Annotated in this window: 18 protein-coding genes; 16 read left to right on the top strand and 2 right to left on the bottom strand. The window is 63.9% G+C overall.

Annotated features, from left to right (window positions below; translation table 11 throughout):
• Positions 1-41 precede the first annotated feature (41 nt).
• The gene (locus tag PYV55_RS03955) at positions 42-2255 is read right to left on the bottom strand and encodes a cyanophycin synthetase (protein ID WP_275849400.1); all 2214 of its coding nucleotides are present in this window, start codon (positions 2253-2255) and stop codon (positions 42-44) included.
• Between the two features lie 175 nt (positions 2256-2430).
• Here PYV55_RS03955 and PYV55_RS03960 point away from each other — a divergent pair, with 175 nt between their 5' ends.
• The 10 genes from PYV55_RS03960 to PYV55_RS04005 all read left to right on the top strand — a co-directional run bounded on the left by PYV55_RS03960 (position 2431) and on the right by PYV55_RS04005 (position 11575).
• The gene (locus PYV55_RS03960; protein ID WP_275849401.1) at positions 2431-4713 is read left to right on the top strand and encodes a cyanophycin metabolism-associated ABC transporter; all 2283 of its coding nucleotides are present in this window, start codon (positions 2431-2433) and stop codon (positions 4711-4713) included.
• A gap of 18 nt (positions 4714-4731) precedes the next feature.
• On the top strand, positions 4732-5235 hold the full coding sequence (locus tag PYV55_RS03965) for a cyanophycin metabolism-associated DUF1854 family protein (RefSeq protein WP_144735096.1): 504 nt from the start codon (positions 4732-4734) through the stop codon (positions 5233-5235).
• Positions 5236-5242: 7 nt separating this feature from the next.
• A complete protein-coding gene (locus PYV55_RS03970) occupies positions 5243-6154 on the top strand; it encodes a class I SAM-dependent methyltransferase (protein WP_275849402.1) in 912 nt (303 codons plus the stop codon).
• A gap of 151 nt (positions 6155-6305) precedes the next feature.
• Positions 6306-6773 (top strand): DUF2244 domain-containing protein, encoded by a 468-nt coding sequence (locus tag PYV55_RS03975; protein WP_275849425.1) that lies wholly within the window; start codon positions 6306-6308, stop codon positions 6771-6773.
• A gap of 70 nt (positions 6774-6843) precedes the next feature.
• The gene (gene coxB / locus PYV55_RS03980; protein ID WP_275849426.1) at positions 6844-8013 is read left to right on the top strand and encodes a cytochrome c oxidase subunit II; all 1170 of its coding nucleotides are present in this window, start codon (positions 6844-6846) and stop codon (positions 8011-8013) included.
• A gap of 30 nt (positions 8014-8043) precedes the next feature.
• Positions 8044-9666, top strand: a complete 1623-nt coding sequence (gene ctaD / locus PYV55_RS03985; protein WP_275849403.1) for a cytochrome c oxidase subunit I — start codon at positions 8044-8046, stop codon at positions 9664-9666.
• Between the two features lie 10 nt (positions 9667-9676).
• Positions 9677-9787: a cytochrome oxidase small assembly protein gene (locus PYV55_RS03990; RefSeq protein WP_275849404.1), complete on the top strand. Its 111-nt coding sequence runs from the start codon at positions 9677-9679 to the stop codon at positions 9785-9787.
• A 28-nt stretch (positions 9788-9815) separates the two neighbouring features.
• Positions 9816-10427, top strand: coding sequence for a cytochrome c oxidase assembly protein (locus PYV55_RS03995; protein ID WP_275849405.1), 612 nt, complete (start codon positions 9816-9818; stop codon positions 10425-10427).
• Between the two features lie 2 nt (positions 10428-10429).
• Entirely contained in the window at positions 10430-10642 is a 213-nt protein-coding gene (locus PYV55_RS04000; RefSeq protein WP_407066763.1) for a DUF2970 domain-containing protein, read from the top strand.
• Between the two features lie 51 nt (positions 10643-10693).
• Complete coding sequence (locus PYV55_RS04005) at positions 10694-11575, top strand: cytochrome c oxidase subunit 3 (protein WP_275849407.1); 882 nt, start codon at positions 10694-10696, stop codon at positions 11573-11575.
• Positions 11576-11651: 76 nt separating this feature from the next.
• On the opposite strand, the gene PYV55_RS04010 is transcribed toward PYV55_RS04005, so the two are convergent.
• Positions 11652-11873, bottom strand: a complete 222-nt coding sequence (locus tag PYV55_RS04010) for a twin transmembrane helix small protein (protein ID WP_275849408.1) — start codon at positions 11871-11873, stop codon at positions 11652-11654.
• Here PYV55_RS04010 and PYV55_RS04015 point away from each other — a divergent pair.
• From PYV55_RS04015 to PYV55_RS04040, 6 genes are all read left to right on the top strand, one after another.
• Positions 11872-12672, top strand: a complete 801-nt coding sequence (locus tag PYV55_RS04015) for an SURF1 family protein (protein WP_275849409.1) — start codon at positions 11872-11874, stop codon at positions 12670-12672. The two genes, PYV55_RS04010 and PYV55_RS04015, sit on opposite strands and share 2 nt — an antisense overlap.
• Positions 12614-13360 (top strand): hypothetical protein, encoded by a 747-nt coding sequence (locus PYV55_RS04020; protein WP_275849410.1) that lies wholly within the window; start codon positions 12614-12616, stop codon positions 13358-13360. Before PYV55_RS04015 ends, PYV55_RS04020 begins: the two co-directional genes overlap by 59 nt.
• Positions 13360-14622: a COX15/CtaA family protein gene (locus tag PYV55_RS04025; RefSeq protein ID WP_275849411.1), complete on the top strand. Its 1263-nt coding sequence runs from the start codon at positions 13360-13362 to the stop codon at positions 14620-14622. Before PYV55_RS04020 ends, PYV55_RS04025 begins: the two co-directional genes overlap by 1 nt.
• On the top strand, positions 14619-15527 hold the full coding sequence (gene cyoE / locus PYV55_RS04030; RefSeq protein ID WP_275849412.1) for a heme o synthase: 909 nt from the start codon (positions 14619-14621) through the stop codon (positions 15525-15527). Before PYV55_RS04025 ends, cyoE begins: the two co-directional genes overlap by 4 nt.
• A gap of 5 nt (positions 15528-15532) precedes the next feature.
• Positions 15533-16156: an SCO family protein gene (locus tag PYV55_RS04035; protein ID WP_275849413.1), complete on the top strand. Its 624-nt coding sequence runs from the start codon at positions 15533-15535 to the stop codon at positions 16154-16156.
• 81 nt (positions 16157-16237) lie between these two features.
• A partial coding sequence (locus PYV55_RS04040; protein ID WP_275849414.1) for a hypothetical protein occupies positions 16238-16534 on the top strand: 297 nt, incomplete at its 3' end.

Raw genomic sequence — 16534 nt, forward strand, 5'->3', positions numbered from 1 at the left:
GTCGCCAGGACCGTGCGAGGGAAATAACGGTGTAACGGGGCTCAGGCCTGCGCGGCAGCGATCTCGGTCAGCGGCAGCGCGGGCTCGAAGGTCTTGATGCCCGCCGCAATCAAGTCGGGCGAGATGTCGAGCGCCCACGCCGCGCCAATCGCGGCGAGCAGCGCCTCGGTGTCGGGCACCACGGCATTGCGCCCGAAGCTCAGGTCAGCGAGCGCGCCGAGCACCTGCTCGTGGCTGCCCGTGGCCAGCACCACCTGCCCCTGGCGCAGCAGCACGGCCCGGCCGTGGTCGTGCGCGCGGTGCTGCGCGATCACCTCGAGCGTGGGGTCTTGCGCGTACAGCACCACGCTGCCGTCGCACAGCGGCGCGAGGCCCGCCACTTGCGGGTCGGCGGCGTGCAGCACGGCCGCGCCCTCGGGCAGCACCACATCGACCTGCGTGCGCAGCACCTTGACCATTTGTTCGCGCTCCTGGATGTCAAATTCGGCCAGGTCTTGCGCGCCCTCCATGTCGGTGACCACGCCGACCTGGCAGCGGTCGTACGCGAGGCCGTCGCGCAGGATCGTACGTGCGTCGCTCTCGATCACGGCGGCCTGCACCATCTTGTTCACGAGCAGGCGGTGCGCGGCCTCCCAGTGGGCGCTGTCGGCGGCATCGACACGGCGGCGATCGAGGAACAGGCCCGCGCGGCAGGCCAGCCCGGTGTGGCGCCCGCTCAGGTGCAAAAGCCAGGCCACGAGCCGCGCGATCATTGCGGTGTTGCGGCTGCCCGTCACACCCACGACGGGGATACGGCCTGCGGGTGTGTGTGCGTCGTCGGCAGGGAACAGGTGTTCGGCGATGGCCTGCCCGACGGGCTGCGGCGCACCCACGGCGGGCTTGAGGTGCATGAGCAGCCCGGGCCCGGCGTTGACCTCGACGATCGCGGCTCCCTGCTCCTGCAGCGGCCGCGCGATGTCTTGCGCCACAAGGTCAATGCCCGCGATGTCCAGCCCCACCACCTTGGCCGCGAGGGCTGCGGTGTAGGCGACTTCCGGGTGCACTTCGTCGGTGCAGTCCACGGCCACGTTGCCGTTGCGCTGCACCACGACCTGCTGGCCCGCGGCGGGCACGGCGTCGGCAGCTAGGCCCTGGCGCTGCAGTTCGAGCTGTACGGCGCGGTTGCTGCGCACGTCGATGAACTCGAGCGGGTATTCCTCCTCGTAGCCGCGGCGCGGGTCGGAGTTGAGCTGCGCGTCTATGAGCTCGGCAACCGTCGAGGTGCCGTTGCCGGTGATCGAGACCACTTCGCCGCGTGCCGCCGCAATCATCTTGGAGCCAACGACCAGCAAGCGGTGTTCGCTCCCTGGAATGTAGCGCTCGACCATCACTTCGCTGCCTTCGGGTTCGGCCACGTGGAAGGCCGCTTCGATGTCTTCGCGCTGGCGCAGGTCCAGCGTCACGCCGCGGCCGTGGTTGCCGTCCGAGGGTTTGACGACCACGGGCAGACCGATGTCCTGTGCCGCCTCCCAGGCTTCCTCGGGGCTGTGCACCACCCGGCCCTCGGGGATGGGCACGCCACAGGACTGCAGCAGGCTTTTCGTGAGGTCTTTGTCGCAGGCAATGCCTTCGGCGATGGCGCTCGTGAATTCGCTCTCGGCCGTCCAGATGCGCCGCTGGCGCGCGCCGTAGCCGAGTTGCACGAGGTTGCCATCGTTGAGGCGGATGTGCGGAATGCCGCGTTCGGTCGCTGCGCTGACGATGCAGGCCGTGCTCGGGCCCAGGTAGCGCTCATCGACCTCGGTGCGCACGCGCGCCACGGCGGCGGCAACGTCGAAGGGCTGGTCGTTGATCGCCGCCATGAGCAAGCGGTGCCCCTGCGCGAGCGCCATCCGCGCCACCTGCTCGTCACGTGCGCGAAACACCATGCGATACACGCCGTGCTGCGAGGTGCTGCGCGTCTGGCCAAAGCCCGTGGGCATGCCGGCGAGGTTCAGCAGTTCAATCACGACGTGCTCGAGCACGTGGCCGCACCAGGTGCCTTCCTGCAGCCGCTGCAAAAAGCCGCCGCGTTCGCCCACGCCGCAGTGGTGCTCGAGCAATGCCGGCAGCCACGCGGTCAGGCGCTCGGTCAGGCCGGGTAGGCGGTTCGAGGGGTAATCCTCGAGCGCGCCCAGGTCCAGCCACACTTCCAGCGCCGGGCGGTACGTCCAAATGTTCGGGCCGCGCAGGTAATTGATGCGCAGCAGGCGGATGTCTTCGAAGGTTTGGGCCATAAAGTGGAAGAAAGGAAGAGGGACGGCGGTAGGCGTGGCAGTGGGTAGCCGTTTGCGGTTGCTATTGTGTATTGTGAGGCCCATGAGACCCGGCGTGAAATGGCGGCTTCGGCCGGAAGGGGCGCGTGGCGGGGGATAATCCCTGCCGAATTGGGCTCTTCATATCACCCTGGTCGTGGATACCTCCGATGTCTTTTCCGGCGCTGCCGGGGCGGCGCTGCGCGCCGAGCTTGCCTCCGATGAAAACGTGCTGGCCGTGTTACAGGTTGACCTGAGTGCCGACCTGCACTTCACTAAGGGTTGGCTCGTGCTCACGAACCGGCGTCTGCTCGACTGCAGCGGCGGCGCTGCCACCTGGCGCTCTTGGCCGCTCACGCCGGGCTGGAGCCTGCGCCTCTTCGACCATGCGGGTGTCGGCACCCTGGAGCTGCATTCGGCGCAGGCGCGTGTCGCGCTGTGGCGCTTCACCCAGGCGCAGCACAGCCAGGCGCTGCGTCTGCTGCAGCGCTTCGAGCAGCAGCTGGCCGGTGGCCCTGCGCACGAAGTCTCCGAGGCACCTCAATGCCCTGTCTGCCACACGCCGCTGCCGCCCGACAGCGAAGAGTGCCCGGCGTGCGCACGCGCCCAGCCGCCGCAGACCTCCACCTGGGTGCTGCTGCGCCTGTGGCGGTTTGCGCAGCCCTACCAGGGCAAGCTCATCGCGGGTTTTTTGCTCACGCTGGCCTCGACCGCGGCCACGCTGGTGCCGCCGTACCTGACCATTCCGCTGATGGACGACATCCTGATTCCGTTCCAGAACGGCCAGGCGATAGACCCGGCCCTGGTCATGCTGTACCTGGGTGGCTTGTTGCTCGCGGCGGTGTTCGCCTGGGGGCTGAGCTGGGCGCGCACCTATATCCTCGCGCTGGTGTCCGAGCGCATAGGCGCCGACTTGCGCACCACGACCTACGAGCACCTGCTGCGCCTGTCGCTCGATTATTTCGGCGGCAAGCGCACCGGCGACCTCATGGCGCGCATAGGCTCGGAGACAGACCGCATCAACGTGTTTTTGTCGCTGCATGCGCTCGACTTCGTCACCGACGTGCTCATGATCCTCATGACCGCGGCGATCCTGTTTTCGATCAACCCCTGGCTCGCGCTCGTCACGCTGGTGCCACTGCCCTTCATCGGTTGGCTGATCCACAACGTGCGCGACCGCTTGCGCACCGGCTTCGAGAAAATCGACCGCGTCTGGTCGGAAGTGACCAACGTGCTCGCCGACACCATCCCCGGCATCCGCGTGGTCAAGGCCTTTGCGCAGGAGCGGCGCGAGGCGCAGCGCTTTCGCGATGCCAACCTGCACAACCTGGAAGTCAACGACAAGCTCAACAAGACCTGGTCTCTGTTTTCGCCCACGGTGTCCTTGCTCACGGAAATCGGCTTGCTGGTGGTCTGGGCCTGCGGAATTTGGCTGGTCGCGCGCCACCAGATCACGGTCGGCGTGCTCACGGCCTTCATCGCCTACATCGGGCGCTTTTACGGCCGGCTCGACTCGATGAGCCGCATTGTCTCGGTCACGCAAAAGGCGGCTGCGGGCGCCAAGCGCATCTTCGACATCCTCGACCACGTGAGCAACGTGCCCGACCCGGCCCAGCCCGTGCCCTTACAGCGCGTACAAGGTGCCATCGGCTTGCACAACGTGGGTTTCCGCTACGGCAGCCGCACGGTGATCCGTAGCCTGAACCTGGACATCCGCCCCGGCGAGATGATCGGCCTCGTGGGGCACAGCGGCTCGGGCAAGAGCACGCTGGTCAACCTGATCTGCCGTTTTTACGACGTGAGCGAGGGCAGCATCCAGGTCGATGGTGTGGACATCCGCCGTTTCGCCGTGGCCGACTTTCGCCGGCACATCGGGCTGGTGCTGCAAGAGCCCTTCCTCTTTTTTGGCACCATCGCCGAGAACATCGCCTACGGTAAACCCGAGGCCACGCGCGAGGAGATCGTCGCTGCGGCGCGCGCCGCGCATGCGCACGAATTCATCCTGCGCTTGCCGCATGGCTACGATTCGCTCGTGGGCGAGCGCGGCCAGGGCCTTTCGGGCGGCGAGCGTCAGCGCATCAGCATCGCGCGCGCGCTGCTCATCGATCCGCGCATCCTGATCCTCGACGAGGCGACTTCGGCCGTCGATACCGAAACCGAAAAAGAGATCCAAAAGGCGCTCGACAACCTGGTGCAGGGACGCACGACGATCGCCATCGCGCACCGTCTCTCGACGCTGCGCAAGGCCGACCGTCTGGTCGTGATGGATCGCGGCGAGATCGTCGAGGTGGGGCCGCACGACGAGCTCATGGCGCGCCAGGGCGCGTATTGGCGGCTGTACCAGGCGCAGGTGCGCCGTGCCGAAGAAGATGCCGAGGCAGCCGGTGTGGTGATCGAAAGCAGCGTGCTGCATTCGGCGCATCCGGCAGGCCAGGCTTGACTGCGAAGGAATGGGTGCATGAATACAAAGACTTCTCCCGCCCATGCCCCGGCTGGCATGGAGGCCATGTTGCAGCGCGATGCGCACGGACGCTTGGTGCTGACCCTGCCCGATGGCAGCGTGCACACAGACGTCACGCCCGTGCGCGCCTTTCCCATCGCCGCGCCACAGGAAGGACTGGCGCTGCTGGGCCCGGATGGGCATGAGGTCGTGTGGGTGGAATGCCTTGATCAGCTGAGCGCCGCGGATCGGCAGCTCGTTGAAGAAGAACTCGCCGTGCGCGAGTTCACTCCGGCGATAGAAAAAATCCTCTCCGTCTCGAGCTTCTCCACGCCCAGCACCTGGCAGGTGCAAACGGATCGCGGCCCGGCGCAGTTCGTGCTCAAGGGTGAGGAGGACATCCGTCGCCTGGGTAGCCGCACGCGCTTGCTGGTCTCCTCGAGCGATGGCTTGCAGTTCAAGGTGCCAGACGCCACCGCACTCGACCGCCCGTCGCGGCGCTTGCTCGAGCGCTTCCTTTGATGCGGCCATGGCGGAAATCGGGCGCCCTCCCACGATAGACCCGGTTGCCGCCGCGCGCTGGCACGCCGCCGCACCTGCGCACTCACCCTGGTTGCACGAAGAGGTGGCGCGGCGCATGCAGGAGCGCCTGCAATGGATACGCCTGGCGCCCAAGGTGTGGTGCCATTGGGAGCCGGTGCGTGGCGGTTTGCAGGCCCATGCACTGATCAGCCAGCGCTATCCGCAGGCCGAATGTGTGCTTGTGGAGACCGTCCCGCGCCACGCAGCCATGGCGCGCGAGGCTTTGCGTCAGCCCTGGTGGCGCCCGACGCGCTGGGGCGCCCCGAAAATCCGTTTTGCGCGGCCTGCGCCAGAGAGCGTGCACATGCTGTGGTCCAACATGGCGCTGCACATGGCGGCCGATCCGCAGGCCTTGTTCGCGCAATGGCAGCAGGCGCTGGCCGTGGACGGCTATGTGATGTTTTCCTGTCTGGGGCCGGACACCCTGCGCGAATTGCGTACGCTCTACGCCGAACTGGGCTGGCCACCGCCCAGCCACGCCTTTACCGACATGCACGACTGGGGCGACATGCTGATCGCCGCGGGCTTTGCCGAGCCGGTCATGGACATGGAGCGCCTCACGCTCACTTTTGCGACGCCCGAGCGGCTGCTGCAAGAGCTTGCCGAACTGGGCCGCAACCTGCATCCGCAGCGGTTCGCGGCCATGCGCGGGCGCCACTGGCGCGCGCACCTGCATCAGGCGCTCGCGGATCGGCTGGCGGACCCACGCCAGGGCGGGCAACTCGCATTGACCTTCGAGATCATCTACGGCCACGCGCTCAAGCCCGCGCCGCGCGTGCGCGTCACAGAGCAAAGCAGCGTGTCTCTGGCAGACATGCGCAGCTTGCTGCGGACAAGTCGCTCAGCAAATCCTGAGTAAATCGCTTGTCAATGATATAGCGCAAGGCGCGCTACAATTCCCGGCAAACAACTGTTTGGTTTCAAGTCGTATTTGCGCAGAAGGCCGGCCAGGTCCATGGTGGGAACGGGTGCTGCTGGCGCAAAGCGACTTAGGTATTCGGGTAGGCCGCATGGTTTTTCGATTCGCCACCGTGTCGGGGCAGCGTGTGGACTGGCGCCTGGCGCGCAACTGCTCGGTTACGCCCGCGCAACTCGCCGGCATGTACCTGTCCTTGTGCGCGTTGTCGCTGGCGATCGCCGTCTTTTTCTGGATGCGCGGCGCTTTGCTGGTGCTGCCGTTCACGGGGGTGGAGATCGTCGCTGTGGGGATCGCATTCGTCGTGTACGGCCGCCATGCGGCAGACGCTGAGCGGATTTCGCTCGAGGGCACACGACTTGTCGTGGAACGCGAAACCGCAGGCAGGCTAGAGCGCTCGGAGTTCGACCGCCAGTGGGTGCGTGTCGAGCCCAAGACCGGCGATCGTTCGCTGATCACCTTGTCTGCGCAGGGACGGGTGGTGCAGGTTGGGCGTTTCGTGCGCCCTGAATTGCGTGCTGCATTGGCATCGGAAATACGCATGGCTTTGCGCGCCGCCTGAGACAGAAGGCTGCGTGCGGGTCGTGGCGAAGGGTTGGTTTTCAATCGGGACAAAGAAGCAAATGGAAAATATCAAGAGCATTCCCAACAGATTGGCGCGTATTTCGCTCGCTGCCGGTGCGTGGGTCGGTGGGGCGGCCCATGCAGTGCAAAGCCTGCCTGGCGGCCCAGGGGTACGTCAGTTGAATCTGACGGCGCCTGCGACCAAAATTGCCGAGGAGCAGCATTTTTTGCACTGGATGATGCTCATCATCTGCACGGTGATCTTCATCGGCGTGTTTGCCGTGATGTTTTATTCCATCTGGAAGCACCGCAAGTCCCGCGGCGCGCAGCCCGCCAACTTTCATGAATCGGTGGCGGTTGAAGTGGCCTGGACGATCGTGCCCTTCATCATCGTGATCTTGATCGCCTTGCCGGCCACCAAGGCGATCGTGGCGCAAAAAGACACCACCAACGCCGACTTGACCGTCAAGGTCACGGGCTACCAATGGAAGTGGGGTTACGACTACCTCAATGGCGAAGGCGAGGGCTTGGCCTTCATCTCCACGCTGGACAGCAGCCAGCGTGCCATGTCCGACAGCGGTGACGTGAGCCAGGCGCCCGCGGACTATCTGTTGCGCGTGGACAACCCGCTGGTCGTTCCCGTGGGCAAAAAAGTGCGCATCATCACCACGGCCAACGACGTGATCCACTCGTTTGCGGTGCCGGCATTCGGGATCAAGCAGGACGCCATTCCCGGTTTCGTGCGCGACACCTGGTTCCGTGCCGAAACGGTCGGCGATTACTACGGCCAATGCTCTGAACTCTGCGGCAAGGAGCACGCCTACATGCCCATCCACGTGAAAGTGGTGTCGGCGCAGGACTACACCAACTGGGTGGGTGAGCAAAAGAAAATCGCCGCCGCCAAGCTCGACGATCCGGCCAAGGTCTGGACGCTCGCCGAAATCATGCAGCGCGGTGAAAAGGTCTATGCGTCCAATTGCGCGGCCTGCCACCAGGCCAACGGCAAGGGCGCAGGGCCGATCAAGCCGCTCGACGGCTCTGCCATCGTGCTCGACGAAGACCATGCGAAGCAAGTTCAGGTCGTGCTCCATGGGCGCCAGGCTCTGGGCATGCCTTCGTGGTCACAGCTCAGCGACACCGACATTGCGGCCGTCGTCACCTACACCAAAAACACCTGGTCCAACAAAACCGGTCAGCTCGTACAGCCGGCCGAAGTGGTGGCCCAGCGTGGCAAATGATCATCGTCTCTTCGCAGTGAGGAATCCAAAATGAGCGCAGTTCTCGACCACCATGGGCATGCCGCCGACCATGCCCACGACAGCCACGCGCCGAGCGGCTGGCGGCGCTGGGTCTTTGCCACCAACCACAAGGACATCGGTACCTTGTATCTGTTGTTCTCGTTCACCATGCTGATGGTGGGCGGGGTGCTGGCCTTGTTGATCCGCGCGGAACTGTTCCAGCCTGGGTTGCAGCTGGTCAACCCTGAGCTCTTCAACCAGCTCACGACCATGCACGGTTTGATCATGGTGTTCGGCGCGATCATGCCGGCCTTCGTCGGGTTTGCGAACTGGATGATTCCGCTGCAGATCGGTGCGTCCGACATGGCCTTCGCGCGCATGAACAACTTCAGCTTCTGGCTCATGATCCCGGCGGCGATCATGCTGGTGTCGTCTTTTTTCATGCCTGGCGGCGCGCCGGCTGCGGGCTGGACGCTCTATGCGCCGCTCACGCTGCAAATGGGGCCATCGATGGATGCAGGCATTTTCGCCATGCACATCCTCGGCGCGAGTTCCATCATGGGCGCGATCAATATCATCGTGACCATTCTCAACATGCGCGCTCCCGGCATGACACTCATGAAGATGCCCATGTTCTGCTGGACTTGGCTCATCACCGCGTACCTGCTGATCGCCGTGATGCCCGTGCTGGCAGGTGCCATCACCATGACGCTGACCGATCGCCATTTCGGCACCAGCTTCTTCAACCCCGCCGGCGGCGGTGACCCGATCATGTACCAGCACATTTTCTGGTTCTTCGGTCACCCCGAGGTGTACATCATGATCTTGCCGGCCTTCGGCATCATCAGCCAGGTGGTACCGGCATTTGCGCGCAAGAAGCTGTTCGGCTATGCATCGATGGTGTATGCCACGTCCTCGATCGCGATTTTGTCGTTCATCGTGTGGGCGCACCACATGTTCGCTACCGGCATGCCGGTGACGGGGCAGCTGTTTTTCATGTATGCGACGATGCTGATCGCCGTGCCCACGGCTGTGAAGATCTTCAACTGGATTGCCACCATGTGGCGCGGCTCCATGACTTTCGAGACCCCCATGCTGTTTGCCGTGGGCTTCATCTTCGTGTTCACCATGGGGGGCTTCACGGGTCTGTTCCTGGCCATGGCGCCGCTTGACATCCAGCTGCAGGACACCTACTACGTGGTGGCCCATTTCCACTATGTGCTCGTGGCTGGGTCGTTGTTTTCGATGTTTGCGGCCTTCTACTATTGGAGCCCCAAGTGGATGGGCGTGATGTATAACGAAACGCGCGGCAAAATCCACTTCTGGTGGTCGCTGATTTCGTTCAACGTCACCTTCTTCCCCATGCACTTCCTGGGGCTGGCTGGCATGCCGCGCCGCTATGCCGACTACCCGATGCAGTTTGCCGACTTCAACGTGGTGGCGTCCATTGGCGGTTTTGCCTTTGGCTTCGCGCAGGTGTATTTCTTCTTCTTCGTCGTGTTGCCCATGATGCGTGGCCACGGTGTCAAGGCGCCGCAAAAGCCCTGGGAAGCTGCCGAAGGCCTGGAGTGGGAAGTGCCTTCGCCCGCGCCTTTCCACACCTTCGAGACGCCGCCCAAGCTCGACGCCACGGCAACCCGCGTGATCGGCTGAAAGCGTACCCATGAACCCAGAGCAAAAAAAGAGCAATCTGCGCATGGCCTTGGTCCTGGCCTCGGTGGCGATCGCCTTTTTCCTCGGCTTTGTGGTCAAGACCGCTTGGCTTTCGCATTGAATTTTGCATTGCCAGGGTATTGCCTGCTATGAGCATTCACAGCGACAACGCCAAGATGGTGGGCAAGCTGGCCGTGGTGGCGGTCGGCATGTTCGCCTTCGGCTATGCCTTGATTCCGCTATACAAACATATTTGCGAGGTTACGGGCATCAACATTCTCTCGCTTGCCGAGTTGGACGTGCCTGGCGGTGCAAAGGGCAAGGGCACGCAACTGCCAGCGAATACGCAGGTGGACACGAGCCGAACGATCACCGTCGAGTTCGACGCTAATGCCCGCGGTCCTTGGGCGTTTAAACCCGCGGTGCACTCTATACAGGTGCATCCTGGCGAGCTTGCTACGGTGATGTACGAGTTCCAGAACACGCAAAACCGGCGTATGTCGGCACAGGCCATTCCGAGTTATGCGCCGCGCCAGGCGGCCGCGCATTTCAACAAGCTCGAGTGTTTTTGCTTTAACCAGTACACGCTCGAGCCCGGGGAGAAAAAGCAGTGGCCGGTTGCCTTCGTGATCGATCCACGTCTGTCCAAGGACGTCACGACCATCACGCTGTCCTACACTTTCTTCGAGGTTGGTGGCAAGACTCCGCAGGCGCCGCAGCAAGCGGCAGCCGTGACTGGAGTTATCAGGGGTGGCGCATGAAGATGCAGGAGTCGGCGCAACCACCACTACAGCGCAAGGGCTCGCTGGGCCGCACGGTGCGCGCGGTCGCGTGGTCGCTGGTTGGACTGCGCAAGGGCAGCGAATACCAGCAAGACATCGAAAAGCTCAACCCGCTGCACCTCATCGCGGTGGGCTTGTTCGCGGTGTTTTTGTTGGTGGTGGGGCTGATCGTATTGGTCAAATGGGTCGTGTGACGTCGTAGATTCGAAAACTGGAAAACAAAAGATTGAAATTGAGGAGCTGAAATGAGTGCAACAACCCACGGCACTACGCCGTATTACTACGTGCCTTCCGAATCGCGCCATCCGGTGATGGCAGCGATTGGGCTGTTTTTTGTGATCCTCGGTGCAGGTCAGTGGATCAATGGCCATGACTGGGGCAAGTATTCGCTCGCACTTGGTCTGGTGTGGTGGCTGTCGGTTTTGTTCCAATGGTTCCGCGATGCCGCACGCGAGAGCGAAGGTGGACTGTATAGCCGCAAGATTGATCTCTCGTACCGCTGGTCCATGAGCTGGTTCATCTTTTCCGAGGTGATGTTCTTCGGCGCCTTTTTCACGGCCCTGTGGTGGGCGCGTTCGCATTCCATTCCTGCCCTGGGCAGCCTGGACAACCAGATGCTCTGGCCCGATTTCAAAGCCGTATGGCCGAGCCTGGCGGCAGGTGCAACAGGTTCTCCGGCGGGTATCGTCGAGCCTTTCCAGACCGTGGGGCCGTTCTGGTTGCCCACCATCAACACGGCTTTGCTGCTGAGTTCGGGCGTTACGCTCACCATTGCCCACCACGCGCTGCGCGCCAACCAGCGTGGCAAAACGATAGGCTTCATGTGGCTCACGGTTCTGCTGGGTTTCGTGTTCCTGTGCGTACAAGGGTACGAGTATTACCACCTGTACACTGAAATGAACCTCAAGCTGAGCTCCGGCATCTACGGCTCTACCTTTTTCATGCTCACTGGCTTCCACGGCTTTCACGTGTTCATTGGCATGCTGATGCTGTTTTTCATCACCCTGCGCCTGCAAAAAGGCCATTTCACGGCCGAGCGACATTTCGGTTTCGAAGGTGCCGCGTGGTACTGGCACTTTGTCGACGTGGTCTGGCTGGCCTTGTACGTGCTGGTGTATTGGATGTAATGCGCGAGCTAGCAAAAAAGCGCCTCCCGGCGCTTTTTTGCTTTCTTGAGCAGCCTCTGGCTGAGAGGTGTGGAAATCAAGGAGAGGCTTGCAAGCCTGTCGGCTGGATGTAACCGAGCTTCCAGGCGAGCAAAATGCCCAGGAAGAGCGCAATCGAGAGCCCCACGCGCACGGCAAGCGCCCGCGCCATGTAGTGGCCCTTGGACTTATCGCTGCGGTCGCCGCGCATCATGAAAAACAGCGCGGCGCCTAAGCTCGCGAAAATGGCGAGAAATGCCACGAGAACGACGTATTTCATGCGAGAGATTGTGACACCTTCGCAAGGCCAGCGTCTGGGCGGGCGCTTCTGGCTGATTACGCTGGCCGCGGTGTGCGGCGTCGTACTCACGCTGGCTCTGGGGCGCTGGCAACTGGGGCGCGCCGCGCAAAAAGAGGCGCTGCAGGCCTCCATGGCAGAGCGGGCCGCGCTGCCCGCGCTCGACGGCAACCAGCTCTTTTTCCGTCTGCCGCAGGACGCGCAACGCGCCCGCGAAGAGGTCGAGCCTCTGCTGTACCGCAGCGTGGTGCTCACGGGCCGTTGGCTGCCCGCGCACACGGTCTATCTGGACAACCGCCAGATGCAGGGGCGCCCGGGCTTTTTCGTCTGCACGCCATTGCAGCTGGAGCCGGGCGGCGCCGTGGTGTTCGTGCAGCGCGGTTGGGTGCCGCGCAATTTCGAGGCGCGCACGCAACTGCCGCAGGTGCAGTCGCCGCCGGGTTTGGTGCAAGTCCAGGGGCGCCTCGCGCCGCCGCCTTCGCGCTTGTTCGACTTCGGCCGCAGCGCGGCAGCGCCAGGGTCTTCGCCCATTCGGCAGAATCTCGACCTTGCCGCGTATCGCGCCGAAACGGGCTTGCCGCTGGCCGATTGGACGGTGCTGCAGACCGGGCCTGCGAGCGAGGGCCTGCTGCGCGACTGGCCGCCCGTCGCGCTCGGCATCGAAAAACACTATGGTTACGCACTCCAATGGTTCGGGCTCAGCGGCCTGATTGCACTGCTTTATGTCTGGTTCCAAATCGTCCGACGTTTTCTCCGCCCGCGCACCCAGCCCGCCGCCTGAGACGCTGGGCGACCGCGTGCTCGGGCTGACGGTGCACAGCTTGCCGCAGGCGGGTGACGCCGTGGCTTACGCCGAGCGCACCCGCCATGGGCGCTGGAAGCTGCTGCTCCTGCTGCTGGTCTGCGCGGCGCCCGTGGCTGCTTCGTACTTCACCTATTACGTGATACGCCCCGAAGCGCGCCGCAACTACGGCGAGTTGATCCAGCCGCAGCGCCCACTGCCCGCGCTGCCCACGACCACGCTCGACGGGCGGCCTGGTAGGCCGCTCTCTGCGCTCAAAGGCCAGTGGCTGCTCGTGAGCGTTTCGGGCGGGGCCTGCAACGCCAGCTGCGAGCAGCACCTGTACCTGCAGCGCCAGTTGCGCGAGAGCATGGGCGCGGAAAAAGACCGCATCGATTGGGTCTGGCTGATCGACGACGACGCGCCCGTGCCCGTAGCGCTGCTGCAGGCCTTGCGTCAGGCGACGGTGCTGCGCGTCGATGCCAAGGCGCTGGCCACGTGGCTGCAGCCCGCGCCGGGGCAGCAGCTGGCCGACCATTTGTACTTCGCTGATCCCATGGGGAACTGGATGATGCGCTTTCCGGCCGGGCTGGATCGCGCGGGCGCGGCCAAGGCCAAGCGCGATCTCGAGCGCCTGCTGCGCGCCTCGGCCTCGTGGGACGAGCCTGGCCGCGCGGAGAAGCACTGATGCCCGTGAGCACGTTTGCCGCCCCTGCTGCCACGCCGCTTGTTTCGCTCGCGCCCGTGGCGTGGATGCTGCTGTTCGGCGCCGTGCTCGCGCTCGCGCCGCTGGCTTGGGTGGCCTGGCGCAGCCGAGGCCGCGCGCCGGTGCGCCGGCTGCAGGCGCTCACCGTGCTGACGCTTTTTTTGACCTTCGACCTTGTGCTCTTCGGCGCTTTCACGCGCCTCACGGATTCCGGTCTGGGCTGTCCCGATTGGCCGGGCTGCTACGGCAAGGCGAGCCCCGTGGGCGCACGCACGCACATCGCCGCAGCGCAGCAGGCCCTGCCCAGCGGCCCGGTGACGCATGGCAAAGCCTGGATCGAAATGATCCATCGCTACCTTGCGACGGCTGTGGGCGGGCTCATCATTGTGCTCACGGTGGCAAGCTGGGGGCTCTGGCGGCGCGCGCATCTTGCCGGAGTGCAGCGTGACGATGCAATGTTGCCCATCCATCCGTGGTGGCCCACGGCCACGCTGTTGTGGGTGTGCTTGCAAGGGGCATTTGGCGCGCTCACGGTGACGATGAAGCTGTTCCCCGCGATCGTCACCTTGCATCTGGCCGGCGGCCTGGTGTTGTTGGTGCTGCTGTGCGTGCAGGCTGTGCGCCATACGCTGGCGGCACGCGGTGCGGCGCCCGCACCGCTTGCCGCGGGCTTGCGGCGCGGGCTGTGGGCAGTGGCGGCCTTGGTTGCACTGCAGGTGTTGCTGGGCGGCTGGGTCAGCACGAATTATGCGGTGCTCGCGTGCACCGACTTTCCTGCCTGCCAAGGCAGCTGGTGGCCGAGCATGGATTTCGCGCAAGGCTTTGCGCTCTGGCGCCCGCTGGGCTTGCAGGCCGATGGCAGCACTATCCCCTTCGCTGCCTTGACGGCCATCCATTACACGCACAGGCTCATGGCTTACGTCGTGCTGCTCGCGCTCGCCCTGCTGGCCTGGCGGTTGCGTGCAGCGCCAGCGCTGTGCCCGCAGGCGCGCTGGCTCGCGGGATTGGCGCTCTTGCAGCTGCTCACGGGCCTGAGCAACGTGGTGCTCGGCTGGCCTTTGTTCGGGGCGGTGCTGCACACAGGCGGCGCTGCGGCGCTCGCGCTGGTGTTGACCTGGGCGCTCGCTGCGAGCCGCAGTGTTCGCGTGGCGCCTGCGGCAGCGCCTTTCCATGAACCTCTGCCCGAGCGCAGTGCCCGCAACGCCGACTCCAAGGTCGTCCAGATTCGCAATATTTCTGCATGAGTGCCGCTCCCGCCCCCGTTTCCGCCGCGTCCCTGCCTTCGCGCTGGGCACAGTTCTACGCGCTGACCAAGCCGCGCGTGGTGCAGCTGATTGTGTTTTGTGCGCTGATCGGCATGGTGCTCGCTGTGCCCGGCTGGCCTGCGCCCGACCAGCTCGTGCGCATGGCCGTGGCGTGCCTGGGCATCTGGCTGGTCGCAGGTGCGGCTGCGGCCTTCAATTGCATCGTCGAGCAAAGCATAGACGCGAAGATGAAGCGCACCGCCTGGCGCCCCACGGCCAAGGGCGAGCTCTCGAACACGCAAACCCTGCTGTTTTCTGCGGGGCTGTGCGTGGCGGGCTCAGCGCTGTTGTATTTCTTCGTGAACCCGCTCACGATGTGGCTGACGTTTGCCACCTTCGTCGGCTATGCGGTGGTCTATACCGTGATCCTCAAACCACTCACGCCGCAGAACATCGTGATCGGCGGCGCCTCGGGCGCGATGCCGCCGGTGCTCGGCTGGTCGGCGATGACGGGCGAAGTCGGGCCCGAGGCGCTGATGCTGTTTCTCATCATCTTCCTGTGGACGCCGCCGCATTTTTGGGCGCTCGCGCTGTACCGCGTCGAGGACTACCGCAAATCCGGCCTGCCCATGCTGCCCGTGACGCACGGCAACGAATTCACGCGGCTGCAGGTGTTGCTCTACAGTTTGATTTTGTTCGCGGGCTGCCTGATGCCTTTCATCTACGGCATGAGCTCGTGGATCTACCTGGCCGCGGCCGCGCTGCTTTGCGGGGGCTTTTGCTGGCATGCGTTCCAGCTCTGGCGCCACTATTCGGACGAGCTCGCGCGCAAGACCTTTCGCTTTTCGCTGATCCACCTGAGCCTGCTGTTCGCTGCGCTGCTCGCGGACCATTACGTATTGTGAAGACCATGCACACTCCCCCTCGACGCCGAAATGCACTCAAAACGATAGCTGGTTGCGCTGCATTGGCGTTTGCCGGGACCGTTTTTACGGCATGCTCCGAAAGAAAGCCCAGCTTCCACGGCGTGGACATCACCGGCGCCGAGTACGCGCGCGATCTGCAGCTGACCGACCACAACGGCCAGCCGCGCCGCCTGCAGGACTTCCGCGGCAAGGTGGTCGTGGTGTTCTTCGGCTACACGCAATGCCCCGACGTATGCCCGACCTCGCTGCAGGAGCTGGCCGAGGCCAAGCGCCTTCTGGGGCCGGACGGCGAGCGCCTGCAAGGCGTTTTCGTCACCATAGACCCCGAGCGCGACACGCCCGAGCTGCTCAAGGCGTACATGGCGAACTTCGATCCGAGTTTCATCGCGCTGCGCGGCACACCCGAACAGACCGCTGCCGTGGCCAAGGAGTTCAAGGTCTATTACAAAAAGGTCGAGGGCAAGACGTCCTCGAGCTACACCATGGACCATTCGGCCGGCAGCTACATTTTCGATCCCGCAGGGCATGTGCGCGTGTTCCACCGCTATGGCAGCGGTGCCCAGGCACTTGCTGATGATGTGCGCGCGCTGGTGCATGAATCGTCCTGATCAGGGCTAAAGATCCTTCGAAGAGGCCGTTCGGAGGGCTGCTGCCGATATCGCGTAAGCCACTGCGGCAGACGGTCTGCGGTGCTAATCATCGCCCTTCGCCGCAAGCTGCAGAAAAATCTTTCGTCACAGTTCATGCATCCCTCGTTTTTCGTTATAAAATATCGGACTCAGCTGCTGAATGCCAGAGCCTTAAGGGGTGAAGGGATAGGCAGGCTGATCCGGCGAAGCTGGGAGGGTGGCGAGGGTCTGTTTGGAGTAGCAGTAGAAACTGCCAAGCGGGCTGAAAAGCCGAAAGCCCCCAAAGTTTGCTGGGAGATAAAAAAGATTGCTAGAATACGCGGCTCAGCTGATTGCAGCAGAGAAGCAAAGCGGCAA

Source organism: Extensimonas soli (assembly GCF_029211265.1).
Classification (GTDB): Bacteria; Pseudomonadota; Gammaproteobacteria; order Burkholderiales; family Burkholderiaceae_C; genus Extensimonas; species Extensimonas soli.

Coding starts and splice junctions, on each gene's coding strand:
- PYV55_RS03955 (WP_275849400.1), bottom strand. CDS start 2,255: ATGGCCCAAACCTTCGAAGACATCCGCCTGCTGCGCATCAATTACCTG.
- PYV55_RS03965 (WP_144735096.1), top strand. CDS start 4,732: ATGAATACAAAGACTTCTCCCGCCCATGCCCCGGCTGGCATGGAGGCC.
- PYV55_RS03970 (WP_275849402.1), top strand. CDS start 5,243: ATGGCGGAAATCGGGCGCCCTCCCACGATAGACCCGGTTGCCGCCGCG.
- PYV55_RS03975 (WP_275849425.1), top strand. CDS start 6,306: ATGGTTTTTCGATTCGCCACCGTGTCGGGGCAGCGTGTGGACTGGCGC.
- ctaD (WP_275849403.1), top strand. CDS start 8,044: ATGAGCGCAGTTCTCGACCACCATGGGCATGCCGCCGACCATGCCCAC.
- PYV55_RS03990 (WP_275849404.1), top strand. CDS start 9,677: ATGAACCCAGAGCAAAAAAAGAGCAATCTGCGCATGGCCTTGGTCCTG.
- PYV55_RS03995 (WP_275849405.1), top strand. CDS start 9,816: ATGAGCATTCACAGCGACAACGCCAAGATGGTGGGCAAGCTGGCCGTG.
- PYV55_RS04000 (WP_407066763.1), top strand. CDS start 10,430: ATGCAGGAGTCGGCGCAACCACCACTACAGCGCAAGGGCTCGCTGGGC.
- PYV55_RS04005 (WP_275849407.1), top strand. CDS start 10,694: ATGAGTGCAACAACCCACGGCACTACGCCGTATTACTACGTGCCTTCC.
- PYV55_RS04015 (WP_275849409.1), top strand. CDS start 11,872: ATGCGAGAGATTGTGACACCTTCGCAAGGCCAGCGTCTGGGCGGGCGC.
- PYV55_RS04010 (WP_275849408.1), bottom strand. CDS start 11,873: ATGAAATACGTCGTTCTCGTGGCATTTCTCGCCATTTTCGCGAGCTTA.
- PYV55_RS04020 (WP_275849410.1), top strand. CDS start 12,614: ATGTCTGGTTCCAAATCGTCCGACGTTTTCTCCGCCCGCGCACCCAGC.
- PYV55_RS04025 (WP_275849411.1), top strand. CDS start 13,360: ATGCCCGTGAGCACGTTTGCCGCCCCTGCTGCCACGCCGCTTGTTTCG.
- cyoE (WP_275849412.1), top strand. CDS start 14,619: ATGAGTGCCGCTCCCGCCCCCGTTTCCGCCGCGTCCCTGCCTTCGCGC.
- PYV55_RS04035 (WP_275849413.1), top strand. CDS start 15,533: ATGCACACTCCCCCTCGACGCCGAAATGCACTCAAAACGATAGCTGGT.